The organism is Sphingobacterium multivorum (assembly GCF_900457465.1).
GTDB lineage: Bacteria > Bacteroidota > Bacteroidia > Sphingobacteriales > Sphingobacteriaceae > Sphingobacterium > Sphingobacterium multivorum.
Genome location: NZ_UAUU01000011.1, coordinates 1234742 through 1260511, shown reverse-complemented (window position 1 = coordinate 1260511; position 25770 = coordinate 1234742). Strand labels below are relative to the sequence as shown.

At 38.9% G+C, this 25770-nt stretch carries 25 protein-coding genes, 3 tRNA genes and 1 pseudogene; 14 read left to right on the top strand and 15 right to left on the bottom strand.

The window, feature by feature from the left end; translation table 11 throughout:
* The first annotated feature begins 110 nt into the window (after nucleotides 1-110).
* The 6 genes from DTA23_RS22690 (at nucleotide 111) to purH (ending at nucleotide 7141) form a co-directional block, all read left to right on the top strand.
* A complete protein-coding gene (locus tag DTA23_RS22690; protein WP_084823262.1) occupies nucleotides 111-1304 on the top strand; it encodes a hypothetical protein in 1194 nt (397 codons plus the stop codon).
* Nucleotides 1305-1374: 70 nt separating this feature from the next.
* On the top strand, nucleotides 1375-2967 hold the full coding sequence (locus tag DTA23_RS22685) for an OmpP1/FadL family transporter (protein WP_112376120.1): 1593 nt from the start codon (nucleotides 1375-1377) through the stop codon (nucleotides 2965-2967).
* Between the two features lie 163 nt (nucleotides 2968-3130).
* Complete coding sequence (locus tag DTA23_RS22680; RefSeq protein WP_112376119.1) at nucleotides 3131-3886, top strand: hypothetical protein; 756 nt, start codon at nucleotides 3131-3133, stop codon at nucleotides 3884-3886.
* Nucleotides 3887-3897: 11 nt separating this feature from the next.
* The gene (locus DTA23_RS22675; RefSeq protein ID WP_070567783.1) at nucleotides 3898-4821 is read left to right on the top strand and encodes a LysM peptidoglycan-binding domain-containing protein; all 924 of its coding nucleotides are present in this window, start codon (nucleotides 3898-3900) and stop codon (nucleotides 4819-4821) included.
* A gap of 32 nt (nucleotides 4822-4853) precedes the next feature.
* Complete coding sequence (locus DTA23_RS22670; protein WP_046675464.1) at nucleotides 4854-5492, top strand: uridine kinase family protein; 639 nt, start codon at nucleotides 4854-4856, stop codon at nucleotides 5490-5492.
* Between the two features lie 122 nt (nucleotides 5493-5614).
* A complete protein-coding gene (gene purH / locus DTA23_RS22665) occupies nucleotides 5615-7141 on the top strand; it encodes a bifunctional phosphoribosylaminoimidazolecarboxamide formyltransferase/IMP cyclohydrolase (protein ID WP_112376118.1) in 1527 nt (508 codons plus the stop codon).
* Nucleotides 7142-7216: 75 nt separating this feature from the next.
* Here the strand turns inward: purH and DTA23_RS22660 are convergent, their stop codons facing one another.
* Both DTA23_RS22660 and DTA23_RS22655 read right to left on the bottom strand, forming a co-directional pair.
* Complete coding sequence (locus DTA23_RS22660; protein WP_112374335.1) at nucleotides 7217-8284, bottom strand: IS110 family RNA-guided transposase; 1068 nt, start codon at nucleotides 8282-8284, stop codon at nucleotides 7217-7219.
* A 267-nt stretch (nucleotides 8285-8551) separates the two neighbouring features.
* On the bottom strand, nucleotides 8552-8920 hold the full coding sequence (locus DTA23_RS22655; protein ID WP_112376117.1) for a YkvA family protein: 369 nt from the start codon (nucleotides 8918-8920) through the stop codon (nucleotides 8552-8554).
* Nucleotides 8921-9246: 326 nt separating this feature from the next.
* Between DTA23_RS22655 and DTA23_RS22650 the strand changes: the two genes are divergently transcribed.
* Nucleotides 9247-9957: a DUF4397 domain-containing protein gene (locus tag DTA23_RS22650; protein ID WP_070567787.1), complete on the top strand. Its 711-nt coding sequence runs from the start codon at nucleotides 9247-9249 to the stop codon at nucleotides 9955-9957.
* Nucleotides 9958-10043: 86 nt separating this feature from the next.
* Here the strand turns inward: DTA23_RS22650 and DTA23_RS22645 are convergent, their stop codons facing one another.
* Nucleotides 10044-10313, bottom strand: coding sequence for an FtsB family cell division protein (locus tag DTA23_RS22645; protein WP_256604620.1), 270 nt, complete (start codon nucleotides 10311-10313; stop codon nucleotides 10044-10046).
* 267 nt (nucleotides 10314-10580) lie between these two features.
* Between DTA23_RS22645 and lpxB the strand changes: the two genes are divergently transcribed.
* From lpxB to DTA23_RS29725, 3 genes are read left to right on the top strand one after another with little or no spacing between them, the layout of a single operon-like run.
* Nucleotides 10581-11696 carry a lipid-A-disaccharide synthase gene (lpxB, locus tag DTA23_RS22640; RefSeq protein WP_112376116.1) on the top strand — a complete coding sequence of 372 codons (1116 nt, stop codon included), beginning with the start codon at nucleotides 10581-10583 and terminating at the stop codon, nucleotides 11694-11696.
* Nucleotides 11697-11753: 57 nt separating this feature from the next.
* Complete coding sequence (locus DTA23_RS29730; RefSeq protein ID WP_256604619.1) at nucleotides 11754-12104, top strand: hypothetical protein; 351 nt, start codon at nucleotides 11754-11756, stop codon at nucleotides 12102-12104.
* Entirely contained in the window at nucleotides 12010-12390 is a 381-nt protein-coding gene (locus DTA23_RS29725; RefSeq protein WP_256604618.1) for a hypothetical protein, read from the top strand. The genes DTA23_RS29730 and DTA23_RS29725 overlap by 95 nt, the downstream gene beginning before the upstream one ends.
* A 66-nt stretch (nucleotides 12391-12456) precedes the next feature.
* Here the strand turns inward: DTA23_RS29725 and DTA23_RS22630 are convergent, their stop codons facing one another.
* From DTA23_RS22630 to DTA23_RS22620, 3 genes are read right to left on the bottom strand one after another with little or no spacing between them, the layout of a single operon-like run.
* The gene (locus tag DTA23_RS22630) at nucleotides 12457-13536 is read right to left on the bottom strand and encodes a DUF3810 domain-containing protein (RefSeq protein WP_112376115.1); all 1080 of its coding nucleotides are present in this window, start codon (nucleotides 13534-13536) and stop codon (nucleotides 12457-12459) included.
* A 20-nt stretch (nucleotides 13537-13556) separates the two neighbouring features.
* On the bottom strand, nucleotides 13557-14615 hold the full coding sequence (locus DTA23_RS22625; RefSeq protein WP_046675457.1) for a nucleoid-associated protein: 1059 nt from the start codon (nucleotides 14613-14615) through the stop codon (nucleotides 13557-13559).
* 10 nt (nucleotides 14616-14625) lie between these two features.
* Nucleotides 14626-15531: a histone deacetylase family protein gene (locus DTA23_RS22620; protein ID WP_172462498.1), complete on the bottom strand. Its 906-nt coding sequence runs from the start codon at nucleotides 15529-15531 to the stop codon at nucleotides 14626-14628.
* A 157-nt stretch (nucleotides 15532-15688) separates the two neighbouring features.
* Here DTA23_RS22620 and DTA23_RS22615 point away from each other — a divergent pair, with 157 nt between their 5' ends.
* From DTA23_RS22615 to DTA23_RS22605, 3 genes are read left to right on the top strand one after another with little or no spacing between them, the layout of a single operon-like run.
* Nucleotides 15689-16330 (top strand): YceH family protein, encoded by a 642-nt coding sequence (locus DTA23_RS22615; RefSeq protein WP_070567799.1) that lies wholly within the window; start codon nucleotides 15689-15691, stop codon nucleotides 16328-16330.
* A gap of 6 nt (nucleotides 16331-16336) precedes the next feature.
* A complete protein-coding gene (locus DTA23_RS22610) occupies nucleotides 16337-17527 on the top strand; it encodes an MFS transporter (RefSeq protein ID WP_112376113.1) in 1191 nt (396 codons plus the stop codon).
* Nucleotide 17528: 1 nt separating this feature from the next.
* The gene (locus tag DTA23_RS22605) at nucleotides 17529-18416 is read left to right on the top strand and encodes a DUF72 domain-containing protein (protein WP_112376112.1); all 888 of its coding nucleotides are present in this window, start codon (nucleotides 17529-17531) and stop codon (nucleotides 18414-18416) included.
* Between the two features lie 121 nt (nucleotides 18417-18537).
* Here the strand turns inward: DTA23_RS22605 and eno are convergent, their stop codons facing one another.
* The 9 genes and pseudogenes from eno to DTA23_RS22560 form a co-directional block, all read right to left on the bottom strand.
* Nucleotides 18538-19833 (bottom strand): phosphopyruvate hydratase, encoded by a 1296-nt coding sequence (gene eno, locus DTA23_RS22600; protein WP_046675452.1) that lies wholly within the window; start codon nucleotides 19831-19833, stop codon nucleotides 18538-18540.
* 212 nt (nucleotides 19834-20045) lie between these two features.
* Nucleotides 20046-21146, bottom strand: a complete 1101-nt coding sequence (gene carA, locus DTA23_RS22595) for a glutamine-hydrolyzing carbamoyl-phosphate synthase small subunit (protein WP_112376111.1) — start codon at nucleotides 21144-21146, stop codon at nucleotides 20046-20048.
* 228 nt (nucleotides 21147-21374) lie between these two features.
* Nucleotides 21375-21686, bottom strand: coding sequence for a DUF2752 domain-containing protein (locus DTA23_RS22590; protein ID WP_112376110.1), 312 nt, complete (start codon nucleotides 21684-21686; stop codon nucleotides 21375-21377).
* Nucleotides 21686-22042 carry a TM2 domain-containing protein gene (locus tag DTA23_RS22585; RefSeq protein WP_046675450.1) on the bottom strand — a complete coding sequence of 119 codons (357 nt, stop codon included), beginning with the start codon at nucleotides 22040-22042 and terminating at the stop codon, nucleotides 21686-21688. The genes DTA23_RS22590 and DTA23_RS22585 overlap by 1 nt, the downstream gene beginning before the upstream one ends.
* Nucleotides 22043-22579: 537 nt before the next feature.
* Nucleotides 22580-23577 (bottom strand): annotated as a pseudogene (obgE, locus tag DTA23_RS22580) (GTPase ObgE).
* Between the two features lie 36 nt (nucleotides 23578-23613).
* Nucleotides 23614-24183 carry an adenylate kinase gene (locus DTA23_RS22575; protein WP_046675448.1) on the bottom strand — a complete coding sequence of 190 codons (570 nt, stop codon included), beginning with the start codon at nucleotides 24181-24183 and terminating at the stop codon, nucleotides 23614-23616.
* A gap of 74 nt (nucleotides 24184-24257) precedes the next feature.
* A tRNA-Arg gene (locus DTA23_RS22570) sits at nucleotides 24258-24331 on the bottom strand.
* Nucleotides 24332-24503: 172 nt separating this feature from the next.
* Nucleotides 24504-24577, bottom strand: a tRNA-Arg gene (locus tag DTA23_RS22565).
* A 27-nt stretch (nucleotides 24578-24604) separates the two neighbouring features.
* Nucleotides 24605-24678: transfer RNA gene (locus tag DTA23_RS22560), tRNA-Arg, on the bottom strand.
* 187 nt (nucleotides 24679-24865) lie between these two features.
* On the opposite strand from DTA23_RS22560, the gene DTA23_RS22555 reads away from it, so the two are divergent.
* Nucleotides 24866-25699, top strand: coding sequence for an alpha/beta fold hydrolase (locus DTA23_RS22555; protein ID WP_070567813.1), 834 nt, complete (start codon nucleotides 24866-24868; stop codon nucleotides 25697-25699).
* The last annotated feature ends 71 nt before the right edge of the window (nucleotides 25700-25770 follow it).

Here is a 25770-nt window from a genome sequence, read left to right as displayed (position 1 = left end):
TCAATAAAAAATATTTGTATTTTTGATTACTTCGATTAAACCCCTTCGAGAAATCTGCGTCTAAGATAGTAAATAAGGCTGTATAATCGAAAATAAGGATTTAGGATATTATGAAAAAAAATAGATTATTTATCGGAGCACTTGCCATAACAGGAGCGTTCATGCTTGGTTCCTGCGGTACAAGTAGGCAAATCTATGGCGACGATGTCTATGGCAATAATGGGCAAGCGAGACAAAAGGTTTATCAAAGCCCAGATTACTATTACACAGATGCAGATCAGTCCCAACCAAATGGACAGGCACAAGGTGGTTACTATGATGACGAATATTCTGATCAGGATTACAACAATGATTCCTATGAAGATCTTGAATATGCAAACCGTATCAATCGTTTCTATTACGCTAGTCCGGGCATGACGTACTTTGACCCATTTTTTGATCCATGGTATGGTTATGGTTTCGGTGGTTGGTATGGATACGGCCCTTCATTCGGAATGGGATGGGGATGGAACTCTGGATGGGGTTCATCGTGGTCTATCGGCCTCGGATGGGGTTGGGGATCTAGCTGGGGCTGGGGCTCTCCTTGGTATGGCGGTTACAGACCTTGGGGTGGCTGGTATGGCGGCGGCTATTGGGGATCTGGTTGGTATGGAAACGGTTACTGGGGCGGTGGCTACTGGGGTAACTCAAGACCACGCTATGCATCAAGTAGATCTGTATACAGAGATAACTATAACACGCGCAGTTCATCATCACGAACCCGAACTTCAGGTGGATATGACCGTAACAGTGTTGCTCGGAGTTCTGGAGGATACGACCGTACTGGCGTAGCACGTGATTCTAGAGGCAGAATCACATCCGTTGCTAGTAGATCAAGAAATTCTGATGGCACGGTATCTTCACGGAGTTCTTCATACGATAGAACTGGAGGAAGAACAAGAACATCAGATGGCGTTTCGAACAGAGCTTACTCAGACGGTATGCGTTCAAGAACGTCAGACAGAGTCAATGGCTCCTATCCAAACAACACACGTAGCACCTCTAGCGGATATTATAATAATGATTCCAGATCACGAAACAGTTCGGGAGAGGTATCTCGTCCGATGAGCCGTTCGATGGAAACACGTTCCAGCAACCCAAGCTCAACGTCAAGACCGTCGTATACTCCGCCAACAAGAAGCTATGATAGTGGTTCATCTTCCCGCTCTAGCGGTGGTTTTTCTGGAGGTGGTAGTTCTAGATCTTCGGGAGGAGGCTTCTCTGGAGGCGGTAGCTCAAGATCAAGTGGAGGACGTACTCGATAGTTAAAAGCATTTAAACAGTAGCACGCAGCATCTTGTGTGCTACTGATTATTATTGACGATATTTTAGCATATGACAATCAAAAAATTACTTTTTGGAACTGCATTCGTTTTAGGTGCAGCAGGGACTACTCAAGCGCAATATACGAAAGATGTACTTTTATTCTCCCAAGGGGACAATGGCGGAACAGCTCGTTTTAAGGCCATGGGAAATGCATCTACCGCATTAGGTGGAGATATAAGTTCGATTACGAGTAACCCCGCAGGTTTGGGTTACTTCAATCAGTCTGATATATCAGTAACTGGCAGGTACCTGAACAATAAAAACAAAACCGACTATTTTGGTCAAAATTCAAACAGTAGCAAGAACAATTTCAACTTAGATAATGCTGGAATTGTTTTTCACTTACCAACTTACCGCAACGGAGGCAACTTAGATAAAGGCTGGTTAAATTTCAATGTCGGTATTGCTTATAATCGCAATTATGTCTATAATAATCTGCTAGAATATCGAGGAGTAAATAACACAAGTTCGATCTCTGGCGCTTATTCTGACCAGCTATCGTCACCTGGCGGTATGAATGGCTGGGGCCAGGAAGTTTATAATAACTCTTTATTATTTGATAAAGAAACAGGCAATAACGGAAGATATTTCCCTATTACTGACTTTGATAATTTTAATGGAAAGGATGGCTTTGATCAGGTAAATTCTATTTTGGAAAAAGGCAGTAAATCCGAATCTGTTTTGTCATTTGGTGCGAATTATAGCAACAAATTGTATTTGGGAGCCTCTTTAGGTTTCACTGCGTTTACGTACGACAATTCCAGCTGGTTTACTGAATATGGTCAAACAATGACCGCCGACCAATTAAAAGCCATCAACAAAGATTCAGAATTTTTAAAACCAACCAATGCCCAAAAGTATGCCATGTTGGATAAAGATTATGAATTATATGATGATTATGCGCAGGCCACTGATGGTACCGGTGTAGACTTTAAACTTGGGGTAATCTATAAATTTACGCCAACGTTTAGCATGGGATTCACTGCTAAGTCACCTACATTTATGAGCATCCGGGATGAATCATATAGCAATTCTGAGTTCCGTTACTTCAGACCAAATGAAGACAAATCATTTAAAGAGTATAGAACCAGTGATGACGCAGGGCACAGTTACTTGGAGTATAACATGAATACACCCTATAAATTGTCTCTTGGGGCAAGCCAATTATTCTCAAGAGGATTAATAACGGCTGATGTCGAATGGGTAGACTATGCCGCTATGCGTTTTAAAGATGTGGGAAATTACAGTAAAACGTTAGAAAAGAACATGAATCAAAACATCAAAGATACTTACCAAGGTGCATTTAATGCCCGAATTGGTGGTGAAGTGATGTTTGATAATGTATTCAGCGGAAGAGCTGGTTTCAATTACAGTGGCAACCCCTATAAAAATGCAGACTACACGAATTATACAGCATCTTTAGGTATCGGCGCTAAACTTGGCCGCGGCATGTATGTTGATTTGACCGGTGCGTATAATGCAGTCAATTACAAAGAAAGCCCGTATTTGATTAATGAGAACTACTGGAATAATGCTAGTCCGGTAGCCGATATAAAAAATCAACGGACTAATGTTGTACTAACAATTGGTTCTAAATTTTAAACAGTATTTTTCTCAAAAAAAAGGTCCAGCTATGTCTGGACTTTTTTTTGAGAAAAATACTGTTTAAAACAAACATAAAACACGATAAAATCAGTTTACGCGTGATTATACTTGTATATAAAAGTAACTTTATCTAAGTTTGTCCCCTTGGATTGAAAATTACATGGCAAATCACACAATTTCAAAAGCATTCAATTTCATTTTTACATACCCCATTTGGCGGATAGAAATCGATGCGGAGAATAAATTGATCGCTATAGAGACAAGAAATCCAGATGATACCTTTCCCTATTTTAATGTCATCACTTTTGAAGGAACTTACGTATTACAAGACTTCAAGGCAATAGCCAAAGAGTGGGTCCTAGCAGGAATTCAATGCAAAAAATTAATACTTAAGAAGATTGCCAATAATTCACCTATTGACGCAGGCATACAGGTAATCGATTGCTACAATCCGCAGCTTCAAGAAACCTGGTTCAACTACATATTCATCGGCATGGTTGATCAAGGCGTGCTTATTAGACCAAAAGTAATAGCAGAAGGCTTCCAATTATTTTTGAACCTCCAATCGATGTCGATTGAAAGCAAAAATGAAATTTTCTTTAAACCTTATGCTAGCGAGCTCGTCTATCCTATTATCTACAATGGTGAAATACCCCTTTTTTTGAAGGATTTCCCAATTGATGGTGAAATCTGGATAAATACAGTGAATGACTACTTTATTTGGGCTTTCTATGAAAAAGACAGAAACAATTGTTATCAAATCAGGCTAGTGCAATCCACAAGAGAAACATTGACAGAGTCTATTATTGCAGTTTCCAAGCTGGAACTAAAGCTCTTCAACATTTATTTTCTTATTCACGAACAAATATTCCTTTTGACAGATAATAAACGGGAGTTTGTTTCGTATTTAGTATAATTGCAAAATATATGAAAGTTTTATTCGAATTAAAGACATATAAAAAGATAGCTATTCTATCCATCGCGATATTAGCTATTCAACAAGTTGAAGCAAAAAACTCAACTTCTTTACGCGCTGATTTTATCCCTGATTCAGTAGGAACAGAAGCAATCAATGGTGAAGAATACGTGCTGTTCAAAATTGAAAAAGGAGATAATTATTACCAGTTAAGTAAAAAGTATAAAACGACGGTAGGCCAATTGACCCAAATAAACGGTAATGGAACATTAAGCCTGGGTCAAATTGTTAAGATTCCAACAGGTCGAAAAGCGAAATCAACAGTAAACAATGACCGTGGAAATATGACAGTGCAAAATCCGCGTAATCCGCAGCAGCAAGAAGGTTTCACGGAATATATCGTTGGTGAGAAAGAGACACTTTATGCCATATCTAAAAGGTTCAGTATTTCTGTTGAAGACATCAAAAAAGCAAATAACTTAAAAAATAATGTTATTGGCGGTGGAATGAAACTCATGATCCCCAATCAGCCCCTGCCTCCTGAACGACCAAAATTAGTTGAACCTAAAGGAATCGAAATTGTAAGCCCCGATTCTACTGACGGTGATGATAAAGAAGAAAATCAAATTTCAACAAACCGCTACGGAATACGTGAAAAGTCCGAACGTGGTATTGGCGTCTGGATTGATGGGCTATCATCTCAAGGTACAAGCAACCTCGCTCTTCATAAGTCAGCTCCAGTAGGTACTATTTTAAAAATTACTAACCCAATGACCAAAAGTGTGACTTATGCAAAAGTGGTCGGTAAATTTAATGATAATGCCGAAAACCAAAATGCAATTGTCGTGTTGTCAAAGTCTGCCGCCGCGAGCATAGGCGCACTTGATAAACGCTTCCAGGTTGAAATTGCGTATGGATTACCTCTAGAAAATTAACAGAATAAAATAGCTTTTATAGCATAGTAAGAATGAATAACAAACCGTATGTCATAGGAATTGCCGGAAGTAGTGGTTCTGGGAAGACTTTTTTTTTAAATAGCTTTTTAAAACATTTTAACCCACATGAGGTGACCTTAATTTCCCAAGATGATTATTACATCCCTGCCAATACTAAAACTCAGGAGGAAAATAGGCTCTATAACTTCGATATTCCGACATCAATCGACAGAGATGCTTTTTATAAAGATATCAAGGCTCTCTTTAACGGTGAGACAATATATAAAGAAGAGTATACATTTAACAACCCTTCATTAACACCCAAAATATTAGAGATTAAACCGGCACCGATATTAATTATTGAAGGTCTATTCATTTTCTATTATACAGAGATAAATAATTTAATCAATCATAAGATATTTTTAAGCGCTGATCAGGATATCGCGTTAAGACGACGCTTACACCGTGATCTGGTTGAACGGGGATACTTTGAAGATGATGTCATGTACAAATGGGTAAACCATGTTCTACCCTCCTACAACGAGTACCTACTGCCCTATCAGGACACTTGCGATCAGGTCATATTTAACAATACCGATGAACCAGAGCCAATCTGGGAAATCACCAACCAAATTTCTGAAGAGCTAAAATTAAAGCTCAATTTGGTATAAAATTAAAACAATCTAGAAAGGAGAATCTCGTAAACAGATTCTCCTTTCTATTTAAAGTAATTGATTTATTGATATCAAGATTTTAAATACCTATCTTTGCGCCACGAAACAAATCCATCATAATGAACCATTCTGTAAAGATTAAAAATGCATTGGTTTCAGTCTATTATAAAGACGGCCTCGCTCCTTTAGTTGAATTATTAAACAAATACGGTGTTACCTTCTATTCCACTGGTGGAACAGAAACATTTATCAAAGATTTAGGGATAGATGTTGTTCCAGTTGAAGACCTCACCAGCTACCCTTCCATTTTAGGAGGCCGTGTAAAAACATTGCATCCAAAAGTATTTGGCGGTATCTTGGCGCGCCGCCCGCTTGAGTCGGATCAACAACAGCTTGCTCAGTATGAAATACCTGAGATCGATTTGGTTATTGTGGATTTGTATCCTTTTGAAGAAACTGTTGCTTCCGGTGCATCGGAACAAGATATTATCGAGAAAATAGATATCGGTGGAATTTCATTGATACGCGCTGCCGCTAAAAACTTTAACGATGTGGTTATTATCTCTTCCAAAAATGATTACAAAGAATTGGAAGAAATACTAGCAAACCAAGAAGGTAATACGTCGTTGGAACAACGTAAAGAATTTGCTAAACGTGCATTCAATACATCCTCGCATTACGATACGGCAATCTTCAACTATTTCAATCAAGAAAATCCGCTTCAGGTTTTTAAACAATCTGAGCAAAAAGCGCAGGTGTTGCGCTATGGTGAAAACCCGCACCAAAAAGGCATTTTCTTCGGCGACTTAGATAAGATGTTTGATAAATTAAACGGTAAAGAGCTATCTTACAACAATTTGGTTGACGTTGATGCTGCCGTTGCTTTAATTGATGAGTTCACAGAGCCTACATTCGCGATCTTAAAACACACAAATGCTTGTGGGGTTGCCTCACGGTCAACAATCAAACAAGCTTGGTTAGATGCTTTAGCATGTGATCCTGTTTCAGCTTTCGGTGGAGTCTTAATAACGAATGGACAAGTTGATGCGGCAACAGCTGAAGAGATCAATAAATTATTCTTCGAAGTGTTGATTGCACCTTCTTATTCTGAAGAAGCGATTGCTATACTTACCGCAAAGAAAAACAGAATTATTTTGGTTCGTAAAGAGGTTACATTACCTGGACAACAGTTCAAAACTTTATTGAACGGCGTCATTCTTCAAGATAAAGACAATACGATTGAAGGACCTGAACAAATGGTTACGGTAACGCAAGTAGAGCCAACTTCTGAACAACTGGAGGATCTTTATTTTGCAAACAAAATTGTAAAACACACCAAATCAAATACAATCGTATTTGCTAAAAATGGTACTTTGTTAGCTTCAGGCGTAGGGCAAACTTCTCGTGTAGATGCATTGAAACAAGCTATTGAGAAGGCAATTTCTTTCGGTTTTGACCTTAAAGGCTGTGCGATGGCATCTGATGCCTTCTTCCCTTTCCCTGATTGTGTGGAGATTGCTTCGGAAGCTGGAATAGCAACCGTGTTACAACCTGGTGGTTCAATTAAAGATCAATTATCAATTGATATGGCCAATGAAAAAGGAATTTCCATGGTGACAACAGGTGTTAGACACTTTAAGCACTAATTGAACTTCAATAATAAATAAAAAAAGGTACTGTTATAAATTCCAAATATTTAGACAAAAAAGTATTTTTGTATTCTAAAGAAGTTCAGCTACTGAACTATCTTGCGTAGTCTCGGTTTTCGGATCGAGACTACCTCTTTGGTAGTTTTCAATAAATTCAGTATCGTTTTTCCAAAGCGTATAAATCAACACTAAGAGTTTCCGCTGTATTGCCACCTGTCCAATCATTTTCGATGCCTTATTGTTTTTATTGATTCTGATATAAGTTTCTTTTAATGCTTCATTGTACCTACAGGCCACCATCGCTGGGAAATAAAGTGCATTTCTGATATATCTGTTTCCTTTCTTGGAGATCCTAGTCTTGCCTTTAATCGAGGTGCCAGATTCTCTTTGCACTACATCATAGCCTGAATAGCTAACCAATTGTTTTGAACTATGAAACTGCTCAAAACCCATTGTTTCAGCTAATATCGTTGCTACCGTAATCAATCCTACACCTTTTATCGTCAAAACCTTTCTGACATGCTCCTTCAGTACATCTTCCTTTTCGATAGCTTTCTTAATTTCTTTCAGGCATCTTTCGATTTCCTTATCTATCTCAGTAATGAGTTTTTTGTTGCTCTTGGTAATAAATACTTGGATATCATGTGCGCAGTCCTTGCTGTGACTAATATTGCCAAGTGTTGTCTTTTGTTCCTGAAGCTGAACATAGTAACGAGTTAGATTCCTGAGCTGCAAGAGTGTGCTTGGTGGTGGGGACCACAACTTATGAACTCTCTCAATACCAAACTGACTTAGAATTCGCGCATCAACTGCATCTGTTTTTGTTTTCACATTAAGACTAGAGAAATAGTGTTTTGAGGTGTTGGGAAGCACAACATGAACCCTTTTTTTGATTTTGTATAGATGGTGGGCCAGGTTCTCATAATAAACGCCTGTGGCTTCCATGAGAAATACTAGCTCCGAATCTGATACAATCAGACCTTTCACCCAACGTAATAATTGATTGAAGCCTTTACTATCATTACCAAAGTCCAGGACCTTTGAGAACGTTAATTTGCCATCTTCCGCCTGTTGACATAAACAAGCTGTAAAGGTTGATTTTGAGATATCTATCCCAATGCATTGCTTTCTAATAGCCATAATTAAGAATTTAAATCATATTGACTCAATTCTCCTTCGTCTATCCTTTTGTTTTATTCAAGCTCGCTTCGCGGCCTTAAGTACTGTTCAGACTCCTGAGAATAAAATCGTGTGGGCGAAACCTTTTTTACGGTATAACTCAAAGTTTACCTAGCCACTTCTGGCCTCACACGAACAGCCAATATATTTTGCATAACAACAATATAATGACCTTTTTAAAATTCTCAGTAAAAATAAAAGCTACTTTTCTAAAGTAGCTTTTTTTATTTATCTCGTTTCGACAGGAAACTTTGAACGCTTGTACTGTTCCATCTCAGCGCTGAGTTTGCGAATCGCATAACCCACAATGGCCACATCATCTATCCACCCGCCCACGAGAATAAGATCGGGAATTGCATCAATTGGCGAAACCACATAAAGTATCGTTCCAATAATAATCGATAAATTCCATTTGTCCATTTTATACTTCCCCGTAATGGTGTCCTTACACATCGCAATTAATACGTTGAAGTCGTCCATATAGCCTCCTAGATTCCTCGCTTTTGCCTCCGCCTGTACAAATTCAGATTCCGTAATTTTACGATGCCTAAACTGCTCAAACATTCCCTTCGCAATTCTTTTGATTCTATTGTTCATACTTCAAAATTAGGATTACTAGTTTAACAATCCAAATCCTCGCGCTAAACCAAACACGAACCAGAATCACAATGCGCAGCGAACATAACCAAATCCCTCCCCTCACACCGACTAAATTTTGCATAGGAACCCTTATTGATCCGCTGTCGGTCCAACCAACTACTTTATATATTCATTTACAAGGGTCATCGGAATAAAAAACGAGGTCTGAATATGGATTTTTATTATTTTTACAAATCGCTGTAGCAAAGTGTCAGTCATCTCCGTATAATAGACAACACAAGCGCAATGTGAGTCACAAAAACAAATTTTAATATTACACGGTTATGAAAAACTATAGATTATTTAATTTTATTGCTATTGCTTTAGCGGCATTCTTTTTAACAAGCTGTCTAAAAGATAACGATGACCAGCCAATTCCTGCCGCATTGCTTACCATGGTTAATGGATACACGGATGCCAATGCAGTTATATATTTTGCAGACGGCGGCCCGCTTCAAAACCCTAATTATCCATTGGGATTCAAGAGTTATGCTCAAATTGGGCTATTTACAGGAGCACGTAGAATTGCAGTCTCCGCTGAATATAACACGAAATTAACGGACACAACTGTAACAATCAAAGATAGCACCATCTATACATCCTTTTTATTTGGAACTAAAGCCAAACCCGTACAGGTGATCACAACAGATCGAATCAATAAAGACATCAAAAATACAGAGTCTGGTTTACGCTTCTTTAATCTTGCTGAAGGTACAGATTTAGTTACCCTGAAAATAGGAGATCAGGCTTCCCCCTCAGAATGGACCAATAGAGCACAAGAAACACAAAATTCAGCAAGTGCCCATCAGGGATTTATTGCTCAAAAGAGTGGCACATTCACTGTCACCGCTCGTGATAAAGCCGGAAAAACTATCGCAACACGTAGCGACATTAAATTGGTTGAAGGTTATTATTATTCATTAATACTCATAGGCAAGGCTAATGATGAAAAGAAACCTTTATATATTGGTCTAGTAGCCCAAGCCGCAAATTAAAATACCCATATCTATATACTATATAACAACGGCCGTCATGTAAACATGATGGCCGTTGTTTCTCATTTTATATCATATCGTAGATCTTAATGATTCTCTTTAGGTGCTACTTTAGTAATCACATAAATATCTTCATTATCTTTTTTCATCTTATACTTCTCACGTGCAATACGTTGTACTTCCTGCGGATTTGATCGAATATCGTTTATTGTTTTAATGATAGCCGCATTTTCCTTAAGGTAGAAGGAGCGTTCACTTTCCAAATTCGCTTTCTGCTTTTGATAACTATACTGCGTGGCAAAGTCATTTCGATCAAAAAACAACATCCACACGAGAAAAGCCAAAGCGGCTAACAAATACTTATTTCTTATTAAGGACCACAATCGTTGCATAAGACAAAATTACTATTTACCTTTTATACTTCGGATATTTTCTTCAAAACTTGAACATCTTTAATTAAAGATATGGAATAATATGCTCGAATTCATCATATACCTAGAATAATCTTATCTTTAACAGTTCAAAAACGATCATTTGAATGAAATATCCATGGTTAAGACTAAACGCAGTTTTAACGAAAAAAAGATATCTCATAAGATCATAAAGAATAAAATCATTGACATATGAAATACTATCTTATTGCAGGTGAAACTTCAGGAGACTTACATGGTGCCAATCTTATTAAAGCATTAAAAATTGAAGACCCCGATGCGACTTTCCAAATCGTAGGGGGCAATCTCATGCAAGCAGAGGCGGGAAAAAAAGCGTTGATACATACTTCAGAAATGGCCTTTATGGGCTTTATAGAGGTTTTAAAAAATCTGCCCAAGATATCTAGGAATCTCAAACTTGTTAAAAATGATCTATTGAAAGAAAAACCGGATACCGTCATTCTTATAGATTTCCCTGGCTTCAATTTGAAAATTGCTGCTTTTGCAAAAAAAAATGGCATCAAAACATGTTATTATATTTCCCCTAAAGTGTGGGCCTGGAATCAAGGCCGCGTAAAGAAAATCAAACGGATTGTCGACCATATGTTTTGTATTCTGCCTTTTGAGGTAGATTTTTATAAAAAGTGGCGCATGCCCGTTGATTACGTTGGAAACCCGCTGTTGGATGCGATTTCAGCCTATCAATTCAACCCAAAGTTCAGGGAGCAGCATGGATTTTCAGAAAAACCCTTGATCGCCCTTTTACCCGGAAGCCGCGAAATGGAAATTGCCAACCTCCTTCCCATCATGGCCGAACTTCCATTTTTCTTTCCTGTACATCAATTTGTCATTGCCGGTGCGCCTAATTTTGATGAAGCCTACTACAAGCAATTTTTTAAAGGTATTGATATTCCCGTAATCTTCAATCAAACCTACGACATTCTCCATAACGCAGAAGCCGCAGTCGTAACGAGTGGAACGGCTACACTCGAAACAGGTATCTTGAAAGTACCTCAGGTTGTCGTTTATAAAGCTAACCCAATATCGGTATGGATTGCCAAATTAGTCATCAAGGTTAAATTTATCTCACTAGTCAATCTAATTAACAATTTCTTATCAGTACGGGAATTGATTCAAGACGAATGCACGGCATACGATATCTCCTATGAAGTAGGTGAACTTATCAATAACAAAGCTCACCGTGCAAGTGTGATGGAAAACTATGATATTTTAGCCGAAAAGCTAGGTTCTCCTGGCGCATCAGAGAAAACTGCCAAATTAATTGTAAAATATCTCGCTAAATTTTAAACTCTTTTACCTTTTATTTGTCAAACTACTAGTTAGTTACAATTAATTAAAAGTTTTATGAAATTTAAATTTATTCTAGGCTTTTTTCTTTGCTTTGCAATGACCTTCACTGGGAAAGCACAAGAAACACAACATATTTCTAAACTGGAAATTGGCAAAAAAGCGAAAAAAAATATCGATAATAGAGACTCTACTGTTGTCATGCACATCGATACCTTAATCATGAAAGACAATTCTACCCTTTCGTTCTATGGTAAGAAAAATGTCAAGCTAACAATTGGTTATGCTGAAATTGGAAATAAAGCAACCATCTATGGAACAGATGGAAAGAATAATGGTGCAAATTTTGACATCAATGCTAATTTTCAAAAAATTAGGTTCTCTTTATATCATTGCAAAGGGAGATGACGCTTTTAATGGCACCAAAACTTTTCCGAATGGTAACGGAGGAAAAATTAAAGTCAATTTAACAACTGGTAGCCTTAAACCTCAGACAACAAATAAAAAAGCGCCTAATTATATTTATGGAGATGTTGCAGCAGGTGGGCGGGCTGTCAATGCAAACACGGACTTGAGAAACATCTATGATCGGATTAAAACCGCTCCCACCGGATTGAGAGGCTTGCCTCAAGGGCAAATTTATTCGGGTAGTGCCGGAACTGAAGGTACATTTGAACTAATTTCAACACAATAACAAAATTCCTTAATCCATAAAAAAGGCGTATTATTCTCTAATACGCCTTTTTTAATGGGCTCATTATTATCTACAGCCTCTTCTTTTAAGCTCATAGGCCAACACCAACCGTGTCATCCGATCGTATCGTGCTATGCCTTCCTTTTGATTGTTGTGCTTGAGATATTGATTATAAAACAATCCCATCACATCGTCGACCCAACCTGTGTATTGACTCCAGAAATACCTTTCTTTTTCCATATCGTTCAATACTTTTGCGCTTAATCTTCCCTTGTAATCTTTTCCTAAATCAGGATACATGCCCTGCAGTTCACGTAACATATACAGTGTGGTCTGTAGATAAGCCGAATATCGGTAAAAGATCTGTGGATGTCGCTGTAAGCGAGCAAAAGCGATAAAATTCGCCTCGTCTTCAAAACCAATTCCCTGTTGATGCGCAAGTTCATGCACTGTAGTAAAAGGTAAAAAGGTTACCGGCATGGCTTTATTAACATGTGCTTCATGAGTGAACGGATTAAAATAACCTGAGACACCAAAAAAAGAAACTATCCTGCTATTTATGGGTGATTTTGCCCTAATTTGACCTCTTGACAGGAAATCTGCAAAAGCCGTATCCTGTTGTACCCATGTATTCAAATCCCTTTGAATAGTTTCTTTATGCTCTTCCCATTCGGATGGATCCACATGTTCCCGCAGATTATTTGTACTGTCCAAAAACCCATTCAAAACCACGAGATAATCCGCTAACTTTAAGCTATCAACTTTCAAATTGGCATTTATACTGATTGGTTCACGATAGTAATTCATACCCCATGATAGGTAAAAGAAAAAATAGAGACCTAATACCAAATTGATCATAGTCAAAACCGAACGAAAAGAACTTTTCCATCTTCCTTTCCATAAATTTCCGATTAATTTAGCAATTGAATAGAGTAGAAATGCAACGACTAGGACATAAAATAGATCACCTAAACTAAAGGGAACATACCCAAAAATAAATCTTGGCACATGACTATAGGAACGGTAAAACCCGCGTGCATAAAACGCCTCAATCCATTGGCTATGTTGCTCAACCAAGGAGAAAATAAAAATTCCAATCAGAAGTAATACTACCGTGAAAACAGCTATTTTATCGCGTTTATCCATTCAAATAAGCTATAAAACGATTAACTTTCGTTCTCAAAATAGACCTTGTAATAATTCATGCCTTTATCCTCATCGTACCCCTTCTCAAGATATTCACGTTTGCCATGAACATAGATATGAAAATTCTTATCCAGCTTTAAAACAGACTTATAAGAAGATTCCATTTTTTTCACCGCTTTATCTGCTATTTCAAAACTTGCCTGAAATGGGGAGTCAAATTCGTCTTCAAAACCAGCTTTAAAGTCCTGAAATAAAGCAATAGCCTGCGGATTGCCCAGTACTTCCTCCTCAAATTCTTCTTGGACAAAAGTTTCTTTTTCCTTAAAGTAATTCATGGATTTGTTCATCAAATCAATTTTGTCCGCTTTCTCCAGTTCAAATGTCTCATCTAGTTTTTCCTGAACAAAGTTCTTATAGACTTTCAGATAATTCCCTGTTTGATTGAAGTTATCGTTACGCACGCGCAGCTGTAGAAACTCATCTTTCCAGTATACTGCCTCCTGTTGACGGTTTGTCTGATCGAGAACCAGCACCTTATAACCTTCTTCTTCTTCTACATTGATAATAATACAGCCTTTGTCCAGTTTATTGATATTGATCGCCTCCTGCTCATATTCCAACATAAAAGCACCTTGCTCCGGATATACTTTCAAATAAGTCTCTTTATTCTCCGATTTGAATATACCAATGGCATCATGTTCTTCCCCTTCGATCTGTACATTCTTTAAGGCAACGACATATACCTCCCCAGCTTTAATTTTAGGATGGTTGGACACCTCATAAAGGTGTTTTGAAATTTGTTGGGAAAAATCGTGAAATGGAAGCTGCTCCTTAAAATACTGTCTTGCAAAATAGAAAATCTCATTCAATTCCAGCTCTCCATTCGGATGATATAAGCGATATACCTCATTCACCTTTGCAAAAGGACTCATAAAATACTGCATCAATAGTCCAGGTAACACTTCATCTCCTTCAAGAGATACCGGGGCATCCGACAAAATATAAAATTCATCTTGCGCTTTATTGCCTACACGATGAATGGATAACGCTTCAAAAGTTGCATCTTGGTGAAAAAACATATTTCTTATCTTATAAATTATATAAATCTATTGCTATTCTAAAAGTCTGGCAATGTGCATTGACAATATCTTTAATTTCAGGAGAATAACCTCCCCCCATACTTACCTGAACAGGGATATGGTGTTTATGGCACATATGAAAGACCAATTCATCTCTTCGACGGCAGGTACTGCTGCTTAAATTCAATTTCCCCAGCTTATCTGTTTGCAAAATATCTACTCCAGCCTGATAGAAAACGAAATCAGGCTCAAATTTCCGGAACACATCAACCAAATTTTCTTCCAATAAAGTGAGATATTCCGCATCAGTAACCTGATCTTCCAAGCCGATATCCAAATGGGAACGCTGTTTGACAAAGGGATAGTTTTTCTCGCCATGCATTGAAAAGGTAAACACCTGATTATGCTCCTCAAAAATATGCGCAGTACCATTTCCTTGGTGTACATCCAGATCAATAATAAGGATACGACCTGCATAGTTATGCTTCAACAGGTACCCGGCGGCAGTCGCTTGATCGTTCATCAGACAGAAGCCTTCACCAAAATCATAACCGGCATGATGTGTCCCCCCTGCAATGGTAAAAGCAACACCATACTCAAGTGCATATGCGGCGCTTCGGATCGTCCCATCTAAGATATATCGCTCCCGATCAACAAGGCTTTGACTTAATGGAAAACCTATTCTACGGATCATTTTCGAATCCAAAGTAAGCTCAAACAACTGCTTTACATACACTGGATCATGGACCAAACAGCATGTCTCAAAGCTTGCTAGTTCAGGACTGAAAAAACTTGACTCATCTGCCAGCCCTTCATGTTTTAACTGTAAAGGAATCAACTCGTATTTCAGCATCGGAAATCGATGCCCCTCTTTGACGGGATGGACAAATTCTTGACGAAAAGCTATCTTAAGCACCTTAAAATCTTCTATTACTCATGCGAAGATAAGAAAAAGATCTTTTGGAGTTGTAGGAGAAAAAGGGCATCTTTGAGAAGGAACAAACTGCAAGCCAATGTTACGTTGCATAACAGCATACTTGTATTCAATCATAAATTTATATTCTTCAAGATAAATGGAAACAACTCATTTGCCCCAATTGTCTGCCATGGAACAACGTGTACTAGGCTCACTAATCGAAAAATCAAAAGTAACCCCAGAATATTATCCAATGACAATCAACAGCTTACAAGCTGCTTGTAATCAAAAGACTTCCCGCAAACCGGTTGTACAATATACAGAAGAAGATATTATCGCTACATTGGATATATTAAAGAAAAAGGGCTTAATCTCGACAGTTGTTGGCGGAGGATCTCGCGTAACAAAGTATAAACACAATTTTGCCATACAATTTCCACTGGTTCCTTCCGAATTAACCATTGTTTGCTTATTACTACTCAGAGGACCAATGACCGCCGGGGAAATTAATTCAAACTCTGGAAGACTTTATGAATTCGAATCATTGGGCGAAATCAATGAACAATTGGAAAAATTGGCACAAGAAGGCTACTTGAAGTCCCTGCCTAAACAAATAGGGCATAAAGAAGTCCGCTATATTCATTTATTAGGAGATATCAACCTGGAAGCGTATGAAAATAGCGTTCCTGCAGGCAGCTCCTCGAACGACCAGACCTTACTCGAACGAATTGGACAATTGGAACAGGAAGTTGCAGCATTGAAACAAAAATTTCAGGATCTCTGGGATGAATTACATTAGTCGCTCATGTCGCAAACAATAGATTCCGAAAACGAAATATCCAAAGCAACCTTGTGGCTGATGACCATCGCCACAGGCTTGGTTGTCGCCAATAATTATTACAATCAACCACTATTGGGCTTGATTGCCAAAGACCTACATATTGACGAGGCTATGGTCAGTAATTCGGCCATGTTAACGCAGATCGGATATGCCTTTGGCCTGTTACTGATCGTTCCTTTAGGGGATATGTTTAAAAGAAAGAAAATGATCTTGATCGATTTCTTTTTCATTATTTTTTCTTTGGTAGGCATGGCCATGTCCACTTCTATCCTATCCATATTGCTATTCAGCTTTCTGATAGGTTTCACATCTGTTATTCCACAGGTTTTTGTGCCCATGGCAGCCGAACTTGCGAGCAAAGAAAAGCAGGCTTCAGCGATAGGTATGGTTATGTCGGGTCTGCTGATCGGTATTTTACTCTCTAGAGTTGTAAGCGGGTTTATTGGCTCCTACTTCGGATGGCGCGAAATGTATTGGATAGCGTCAGCAATTATGGTCATTACAGCCATCACCATCGCATTCAAGCTACCAGAGGTACTGCCTAATTTCAAAGGTTCTTATCGCGAATTGATGCGTTCGGTCTGGAACTTCGCGAAAAAACAGCCTGTGTTGCAGCTCGCAGCATTTCGTGGTGCCATGGGATTTGGGGCTTTCTCTGCTTTTTTTACGACACTTGTGTTCCACCTGGAAGGCCCTCCTTTCTTCGATGGGCCAGCAACCGCCGGAGCATTTGGACTTGTGGGGGCCTGCGGTGCGCTTGCAGCCGCTTTTGTAAACAGATTGACCATATATATCGGTAAAGCCAGAATTATCTTATACGCTATTCTATTGATGCTGCTTAGCTGGCTATTATTCGCCCTCTTCGGCAATTACTATTGGGGCCTGATCCTTGGTGTTATTCTCATCGATCTTGGCCTACAGTCGATGCATATCCTGAATCAAAGCGATTTCTATGCGCTAAACATCGGGGCCAACAACCGACTAAATACCGTATATATGGTCAGCTATTTTGTTGGTGGATCAACAGGCACTTTTTTTGCTGCACAAGCATGGCAACACTTCCAATGGCCCGGTGTTATTTTCGTAGGCACATGTTATACGCTGTTGGCCTTGTTGGCTCATCTATTATTTGATTATAAATTAAGAAAAAACTGATATGAAATTCGGCCAAGTAGAACATCCTGAGGAAATCGACTTTACCCTTCCCCCTACTCCAGCAGAAACTTTAAACCTATTGCAGCATTTCAAAAATGACAAGCCTTTTGATGTATATGTAGGTTGTGCAAAATGGAATAAACAAGATTTAAAAGGCTTTTATCCCAGAGGTACAAAAGACGAACTTGCTTATTACTCCACACAGTTTAACAGCGTTGAACTCAATGCTACATTCTACAATTCACCTGGCATAGACCAGGTAGAGACCTGGAAAAAGAAAACACCTGCTAACTTCAAGTTCTTCCCTAAAATACCACAATCCATCAGCCATTTTAGCAGATTATTAAATACGGGTGATAAAGTGAAGTTGTTTACAGATTCCATTGTTCATTTCGATGAGAAACTAGGAATGGCCTTTTTACAGATGCACGACAATTATAGTCCAAAGGATATGGCCCGTCTAAAACTATTTCTTCATGACTGGCCAAAAGAAGTCCCTCTAGCCTTAGAGGTACGAAATAAAGATTGGTTTTCCAAACCCGAAGTAACAAAAGAACTCTATGCGCTGCTGGAGGAAACCAACGTGACCAACGTACTGGTCGATACCGCAGGCCGTAGAGACATGCTCCATATGCGCTTAACCACACCGACTGCTTTTATACGGTATGTAGGTGCCAACCACGCGTCAGATTACGATCGCCTAGATCAATGGATCGATGTGCTGAAACTATGGCGCGAAAACGGGTTGCAAAAACTGTATTTCTTTATCCACCAGAATATTGAGATAGAATCGCCATTACTGGCAACACATTTTATCAAAAAACTGAATACAACATTCGACTTGGATCTAACCTATCCCAACAAAAACACAGGAAATACATTATTCTAAGACAGGATATCAGTTCCGGTGCTAAAGCCAACTATAGAAAAAATCATTCAGCATATTTTGCCCACAAAAAAAGCCGAAGTAGAAAATACTTCGGCTTTTTATATAAAAAATAAGCTTTCGCTTATTTTTTAGCGTATTTAAAGTTTTTACCGATGAAACGTGCATTACCACCCAATTCCTCCTCAATACGTAACAATTGGTTGTATTTAGCCATACGATCAGAACGTGAAGCAGAACCAGTTTTAATCTGACCGCAGTTCAGTGCTACAGCTAAGTCAGCGATAGTCGCATCTTCAGTCTCGCCCGAACGGTGTGACATCACAGAAGTGTAACCAGAATTTTGAGCTAAAGTAACCGCATTGATTGTTTCAGTCAATGAACCAATTTGGTTTACTTTCACTAAAATTGAGTTTGCTGTATGAGTATCGATTCCTTGTTGAAGACGTTTTGTATTGGTAACAAAAAGATCATCACCTACTAATTGAACATGGTCACCGATTTTGTCAGTCAATGTTTTCCAACCAGCCCAATCATCTTCAGCCATACCATCTTCTATAGAAATAATAGGGTATTTAGCTGTTAATTCAGCCAAATAGCTTGCTTGCTCTTCGCTAGAACGCACAGCTCCTTTATCACCTTCAAATTTAGTATAATCGTATTTACCATCTTTGTAGAACTCAGAAGAAGCACAATCCAACGCTAAACAAACATCTTGACCAGGTTTGTAACCGGCAATTTCAATCGCTTTCAAAACTGTTTCGATGGCATCCTCAGTACCTTCAAAAGTTGGCGCGAAACCACCTTCATCACCTACTGCAGTTGAAAGACCTCTGTCATGTAAGATTTTTTTCAACGTATGGAAAACCTCAGTACCCCAACGCAAAGCCTCAGAGAATGAAGGCGCACCCACAGGCATGATCATAAATTCCTGAAATGCGATAGGTGCATCAGAGTGTGAACCACCATTGATGATATTCATCATAGGAATAGGTAACGTGTTCGCATTTACACCACCGATATAACGGTATAATGGTTGACGTGACTCTTGTGCAGCAGCTTTCGCTACAGCTAAAGAAACTCCTAAAATAGCATTTGCGCCTAAGTTTCCTTTATTTTCGCTACCGTCTAAATCAATCATGATTTTATCGATGGCATTTTGCTCGAAAACATCTACACCTTCTAGCGCTTTTGCAATTTTAGTGTTTACATTCTCAACAGCTTTCAAAACACCTTTTCCTAGATATTTTGACTTGTCACCATCACGTAATTCTACTGCTTCGTGAATACCAGTTGAAGCACCTGAAGGAACAGCTGCACGACCAACAAAACCATTTTGTGTAGTAACATCTACCTCAATTGTAGGGTTACCGCGCGAATCCAAAATTTGACGCGCATGAACATCGATAATTAAACTCATCTCTTTATTAGACTATAATTTATTTTCATTACTTAGTGTAGATAAGACACACTCTTATCTACAGACATTTTTCACAATCAAATATAATAAAAAATGTATTTATTCCCCTATTTATTATGAAATAAAATATGCTCCATCGGCATAACTGTTCAACTAAAAACAATAAAAAACCCTTCAAAATCTGAAGGGTTTTTTATAGAATATTGTGCAATTTAGTTTTTGATCATTGCTACAAAATCATCAAACAAGTAGCGCGAGTCATGTGGACCCGGTGATGATTCTGGATGATATTGCACCGAAAATGCTTTCTGTCCTTTGATACGGATACCTTCAATAGACTGATCGTTCAAATTGACGTGTGTAATTTCGACGTTCTCAGAATTTTGGATATCTTCAGCCACAACTCCAAAACCGTGGTTCTGCGACGTAATTTCACAACGGTTGGCGATAATGTTCTTCACGGGGTGGTTGATACCACGGTGTCCATTATGCAACTTGCTTGTGCGGATGCCATTTGCCAATGCTAAAATCTGGTGACCTAAGCAAATACCAAACATCGGTTTATTTGCGTTTAAAATAGCTTTTACAGTCTCGATAGCATAATCCATCGGTGCTGGATCGCCAGGACCATTGGAAATGAAATAACCATCCGGATTCCACTGCTCCATTTCTTCAAATGTTGTCTTCGCAGGAAAAACCTTTGTATATACATCACGAGCCTCAAAATTGCGCAAGATATTTTTCTTGATTCCCAAATCCAAAACTGCAACACGCAACGAAGCATTTTCATTACCGAAGAAATAAGGCTCAGCTGTCGTTACTTTCGAAGACAATTCCAGACCATCCATTGAAGGAACCTCCGCCAATTGACGTTTTAATTCTTCAACATCCAATGTTTCTGAAGAAATAATCGCATTCATCGCCCCCTTATCACGAATATGGCGCACTAATGAACGGGTATCCACATCAGAAATACCAACTAAATTTCCTTCCTCAAAGTAGCTTTGGATCGATTCATCAGCCATTTTGCGGCTGTAGTTGATGTTATAGTTTTTACAAACTAATCCAGCAATCTGAATTTGATTTGATTCGGTATCATCCGCATCAATACCATAGTTACCAATATGCGCATTGGTCGTTACCATGATTTGTCCAAAATAAGATGGATCTGTAAAAATCTCTTGATAACCGGTTGTTCCTGTATTAAAACAGATCTCCCCAGTAGTCGTACCAATTTTACCAGCGGCTTTACCGTGATAAACTGTACCATCTTCTAAAACTAAAATTGCAGGCAATTTGCTGTAGTTGGTCATTATCGATGTAATATTATAAAAATGTGTATCCTTACTTTTATGAATTTTAAAGCCTTCTTGACTGGATATAAAAAAAGCCCTCAAATGGGCTAAATATCAATTAACAATGCATCATTACGATTGACAAACCGTTTCCTAAGGCACCTACCAGTAAAGACTCTACTTTAATTTTCACGGGAGACAAAGTTACGACATATCACTTATAAAGTGAAAACATTTTTTATTTTTTTATCCTTCCATTGATTGGACTTCCCGAAACCGAATAAAGTCCCTCAAAATCAGCACAGTCAATAATGGGACAAGCATATAAATCAGCGGGTTTTCTAACCAAGCTTCTTGCCATTCCATCCGCAGCAAGGCGATAAAGGCTCTTGTTAACCCACAACCGGGACAATCAGAACCACTGATACTCTTCCAAAGACAGGGAATAAGGATATGGATATCTGTAAAAAGATAAGAGCCAATGGCAATCCCGAAATACCCTAGCACCAACGAATATATCCAATGACATTTATGGTATTTCAGGACGAGCGAAATCATTAATTATTGTTAATTGGACTCTTGATATAATTACCGTTGGCATCTTTATATTTTCCGACAATAATCATAATCAAATCGATTAGATACCAGATACCACATCCCCCCAAGGTAAGCAGCTGAATAACAGCAGTACCAATTTGCCCCAAGTAGAATCGATGCGCTCCAAAAGGGCCGAGAAAAAAACAAAATAACAGTGCTGGTAACCACCTGTCATCCTGAAAGGTGTTGTTTTGCTGTTGAAAAGGTTGGTTAGCATAAAAAATAGGCTGTCTCACACCACAAAATGGGCACACCTCCGCCTTGATATTGATTAACTTACCGCACTCTACACAATACTTTTCGTCTTCTGTTTTCATTTAGATTTAGTTTGGCGATGGAACTGAAAAACAGTCGTCCATCAGGGATTAAATAATAGGTTGAAATTAATAAAAAAACTTAAAAAACATACATTTTTTGGAGCACAATGCTGTGCGCTAGTTCATCTTCCCGTTAAAATGACCTATTATTACAGAACAGCGATCTTTTTGCTTCGTAATCGCAGCTTCTTCCTTTTTTCTTTTAATTTTTAGTTGCAGAAAATTAGAAATACGGAGGAATCAAATTCGTCTTTTTAACAGTGCTTGTTCGGTGTTCGTTCAGTGCTTGTTCAGTGCTTGCTCAGTGAAGACTGAATAAACAGTGAATAAATACTGACTAAAAAACTAATTGAAAATTGGGATTAGGGATAAGTTGGTGGCTGAATGAGTCAGTTGTAATGCGTTTCTTAAATCAGCCAGTTGCCGTTACCACTAAAACTGGGGGCAATGAAAGTTTAAGGATAGAAATTCGTAGTTAACATAAACAGAAAAGGCGCCCTACGGTGTGGGGCGCCTTTTCTGTTTATGTATTTAAACTTAAGAGTTGATTGCTTTCCAGATCATATCTTTCAATGGCAATATATTTTTACCGGTCACCGACGAAATGAAAATATAGGGTACATTTTCCGGCAGCTCCAGCTCCATTTCCTTCTCCAGCTCCTCATCGAGCATATCAGACTTGGTAATAGCCAGCAATTTAGGTTTATCTGCCAACTCGGGATTATATGCAGTCAGTTCATTCAATAGAATGGCGTACTCCTCCCGGATTGTCCGGTCTGTATCGGCCGGCACCATAAACAACAAAACAGAATTTCGTTCGATATGCCGCAAGAAACGATACCCTAATCCCTTTCCTTCCGAAGCCCCTTCGATAATACCCGGAATATCGGCCATAACAAAAGAACGGTTATCCCGGTAGCTTACCATACCCAAATTAGGCACCAGTGTTGTAAAGGGGTAATTCGCGATTTCTGGTTTCGCAGCAGAGACCACGGACAACAACGTTGATTTACCTGCATTCGGGAATCCCACCAATCCAACATCAGCAAGAACCTTCAATTCGAGAATCATCCACTGCTCTTTCCCCGGAAGACCAGGTTGCGAAAACCGTGGTGTCTGTTGTGTCGGCGACTTAAAATGCCAATTGCCCAGCCCGCCTTTTCCACCCGGAACCAATATTCTGGTTTCACCGTCTTCTGTGATATCGAACAATACCTCTCCCGTCTCCGCATCCTTTGCAATCGTACCCAGTGGCACTTCCAAGATCTCATCACGTCCGGTTGCCCCGGTACGCAAAGAACTACCGCAGACTCACCGTTTGACGCGATGATATGTTTACGATATTTTAAATGGAGTAACGTCCAGAGATTAGTCGTTCCTTTCAGTATAATATGTCCGCCACGACCGCCGTCACCACCATCGGGTCCACCAGTAGCGGTGTGCTTGTCACGGTGCAAATGAGCCGAACCTGCCCCACCATGTCCAGAACGACAACACACTTTCACATAATCAACAAAATTCGAACCTTGCGCCATTACAATTTATTACAGTCTAGAAAATACTTATCTTAATTAATAATTATCGATGATATCAGTCAAACTTTTAAAGATAGAATCGATATCGCCGATACCATTCACTTTAGAAAGCTTGCCTTGTGCCTCGTAATACGGCAACACATGAATCGTCTTTGTGAAATATTCATCGATACGCTTCACCAATTTATCCGCATCATCATCCGCACGACCAGAAATTTCCTTACGTTTAGCGATGCGTGCTTTCAATTCATCCTCATTCACATCCAGTGCGATTACGACCGAGATTGATGTATTGATACCTTCTAAAAAAGCATCCAATGCTTCAGCTTGAGCAACAGTACGAGGAAATCCATCAAAAATAAATCCTTTTGCATCCGGATTTTTCTTTACTTCCTCTTCCAGCATTGCTATCGTAATCGAATCTGGCACTAAATTTCCCTCAGCAATAATCTGGCTCACTTGTTGACCAAGTGGCGTTTGACCTTTAATGTGTGCTCTAAAAATATCACCAGTTGAAACATGAACCAATTGATATTTTTCAATAAGCTTTGCAGATTGGGTTCCCTTACCTGCACCCGGAGGGCCAAATATTACAAGGTTTAGCATAGTTTTATTTAAGAAATTAAAACGAGTTAAAAAATAAAAGCCTAATCACAGATGATGACTAGGCTTTTCAGTTGTGCGCTCCAAGGGAGTCGAACCCCTAACCTTCTGATCCGTAGTCAGATGCTCTATCCAATTGAGCTAGGAGCGCAATAAACCATTACGTTTAGAACTCTGTCCCATGTGTTTTGGTGACGCAAATATAGTCAGAATTCGTTTTTTTACAAATTTTTTTTCAAAAAGAAGTTCCCTTTACCATCGACAGCTTTGCAACAACGTTAATAAAAACAAAAAAGCCAATCAAATTGACTGGCTTTTCTTTGTGCACTCCAAGGGAGTCGAACCCCTAACCTTCTGATTCGTAGTCAGATGCTCTATCCAATTGAGCTAGGAATGCCTTTTTAAGATACAGAACCTGTATTCGTGCGCACCAAGGGAGTCGAACCCCTAACCTTCTGATTCGTAGTCAGATGCTCTATCCAATTGAGCTAGGAGCGCTAGGCAACCAAAACAAATCTGTTATCCTTTTCCGTTTTGGTGATGCAAATATCGTTATATTTATCGATTTAACAAACATTTTTTCTCTTTTTTAAACTTTATACAACAACATTTCTTTTATCTCGTTGATAATATTATATTTAAAATATCAACTTTTTTTTTCAGACACTGACAAATGTTAGCATTCATGAGCAAAAGAGAATTAAAACTCAGTAAAATTCGCATCGGAGATATCAGTATCTCCTATTATATTCGCCCCAGCAAATTATACCCCGCTCCAAAAACAGTCATTTTCATCCATGGTTTTCCCTTCAACAAAAACACGTGGAAACAGCAGCTCCTGCAACTCGACGAAGATTATACAGGCATCGCCATTGATGTTCGCGGACATGGACTAAGCACCAATGGACATGGTTTTTTCTCCGTCGATGTTTTTGCCAAAGATCTAGTGGAATTTATTCGTAAACTCGACCTCAATCATGTCGTCCTTTGTGGAATTTCTATGGGCGGCTACATTGCACTCAGGACCTATGAACTGATCGGCCAACAACTCAAAGGACTTATCCTCTGTGACACGAATTCCCTTTCCGACGACAACAAAAGCAAACAAAAGCGTTTTGATTCCATTCAGGCGCTATTAAAATATGGCAGAAGACCGTTTGCCATTGGCTTTATCGCGAATGTATTTCACGATAAAACAATCCGTGAAAACCCCGAAGCTGTTGAACTCATCAAAAGCTGTATTCGCAGAAATGAAGTCGCCAGCATTTGTGCGACACAACTTGCTCTTGCTTCACGAACAGATACAACCCATTCGTTGAAGACCATTATTATCCCAACACTGATTATAAAAGGGAAACACGACAAGATGATGAGCGAAGAACAAACAAATATCCTTATCGAAAATATACCCGACGTCCGCTATATGGAGTTTGAAGAATCCGGGCACTTGCCGAATCTCGAGGAACCCGAAAAATTCAATGCCGTGCTAAATGATTTCCTGCGAAATATACCATTGTAAACATCACTTTGGTCGCCAAGTGCAACATCGGATATAGAAAACAACAAAAAAAGCCACTTCAGTGGCTTTTA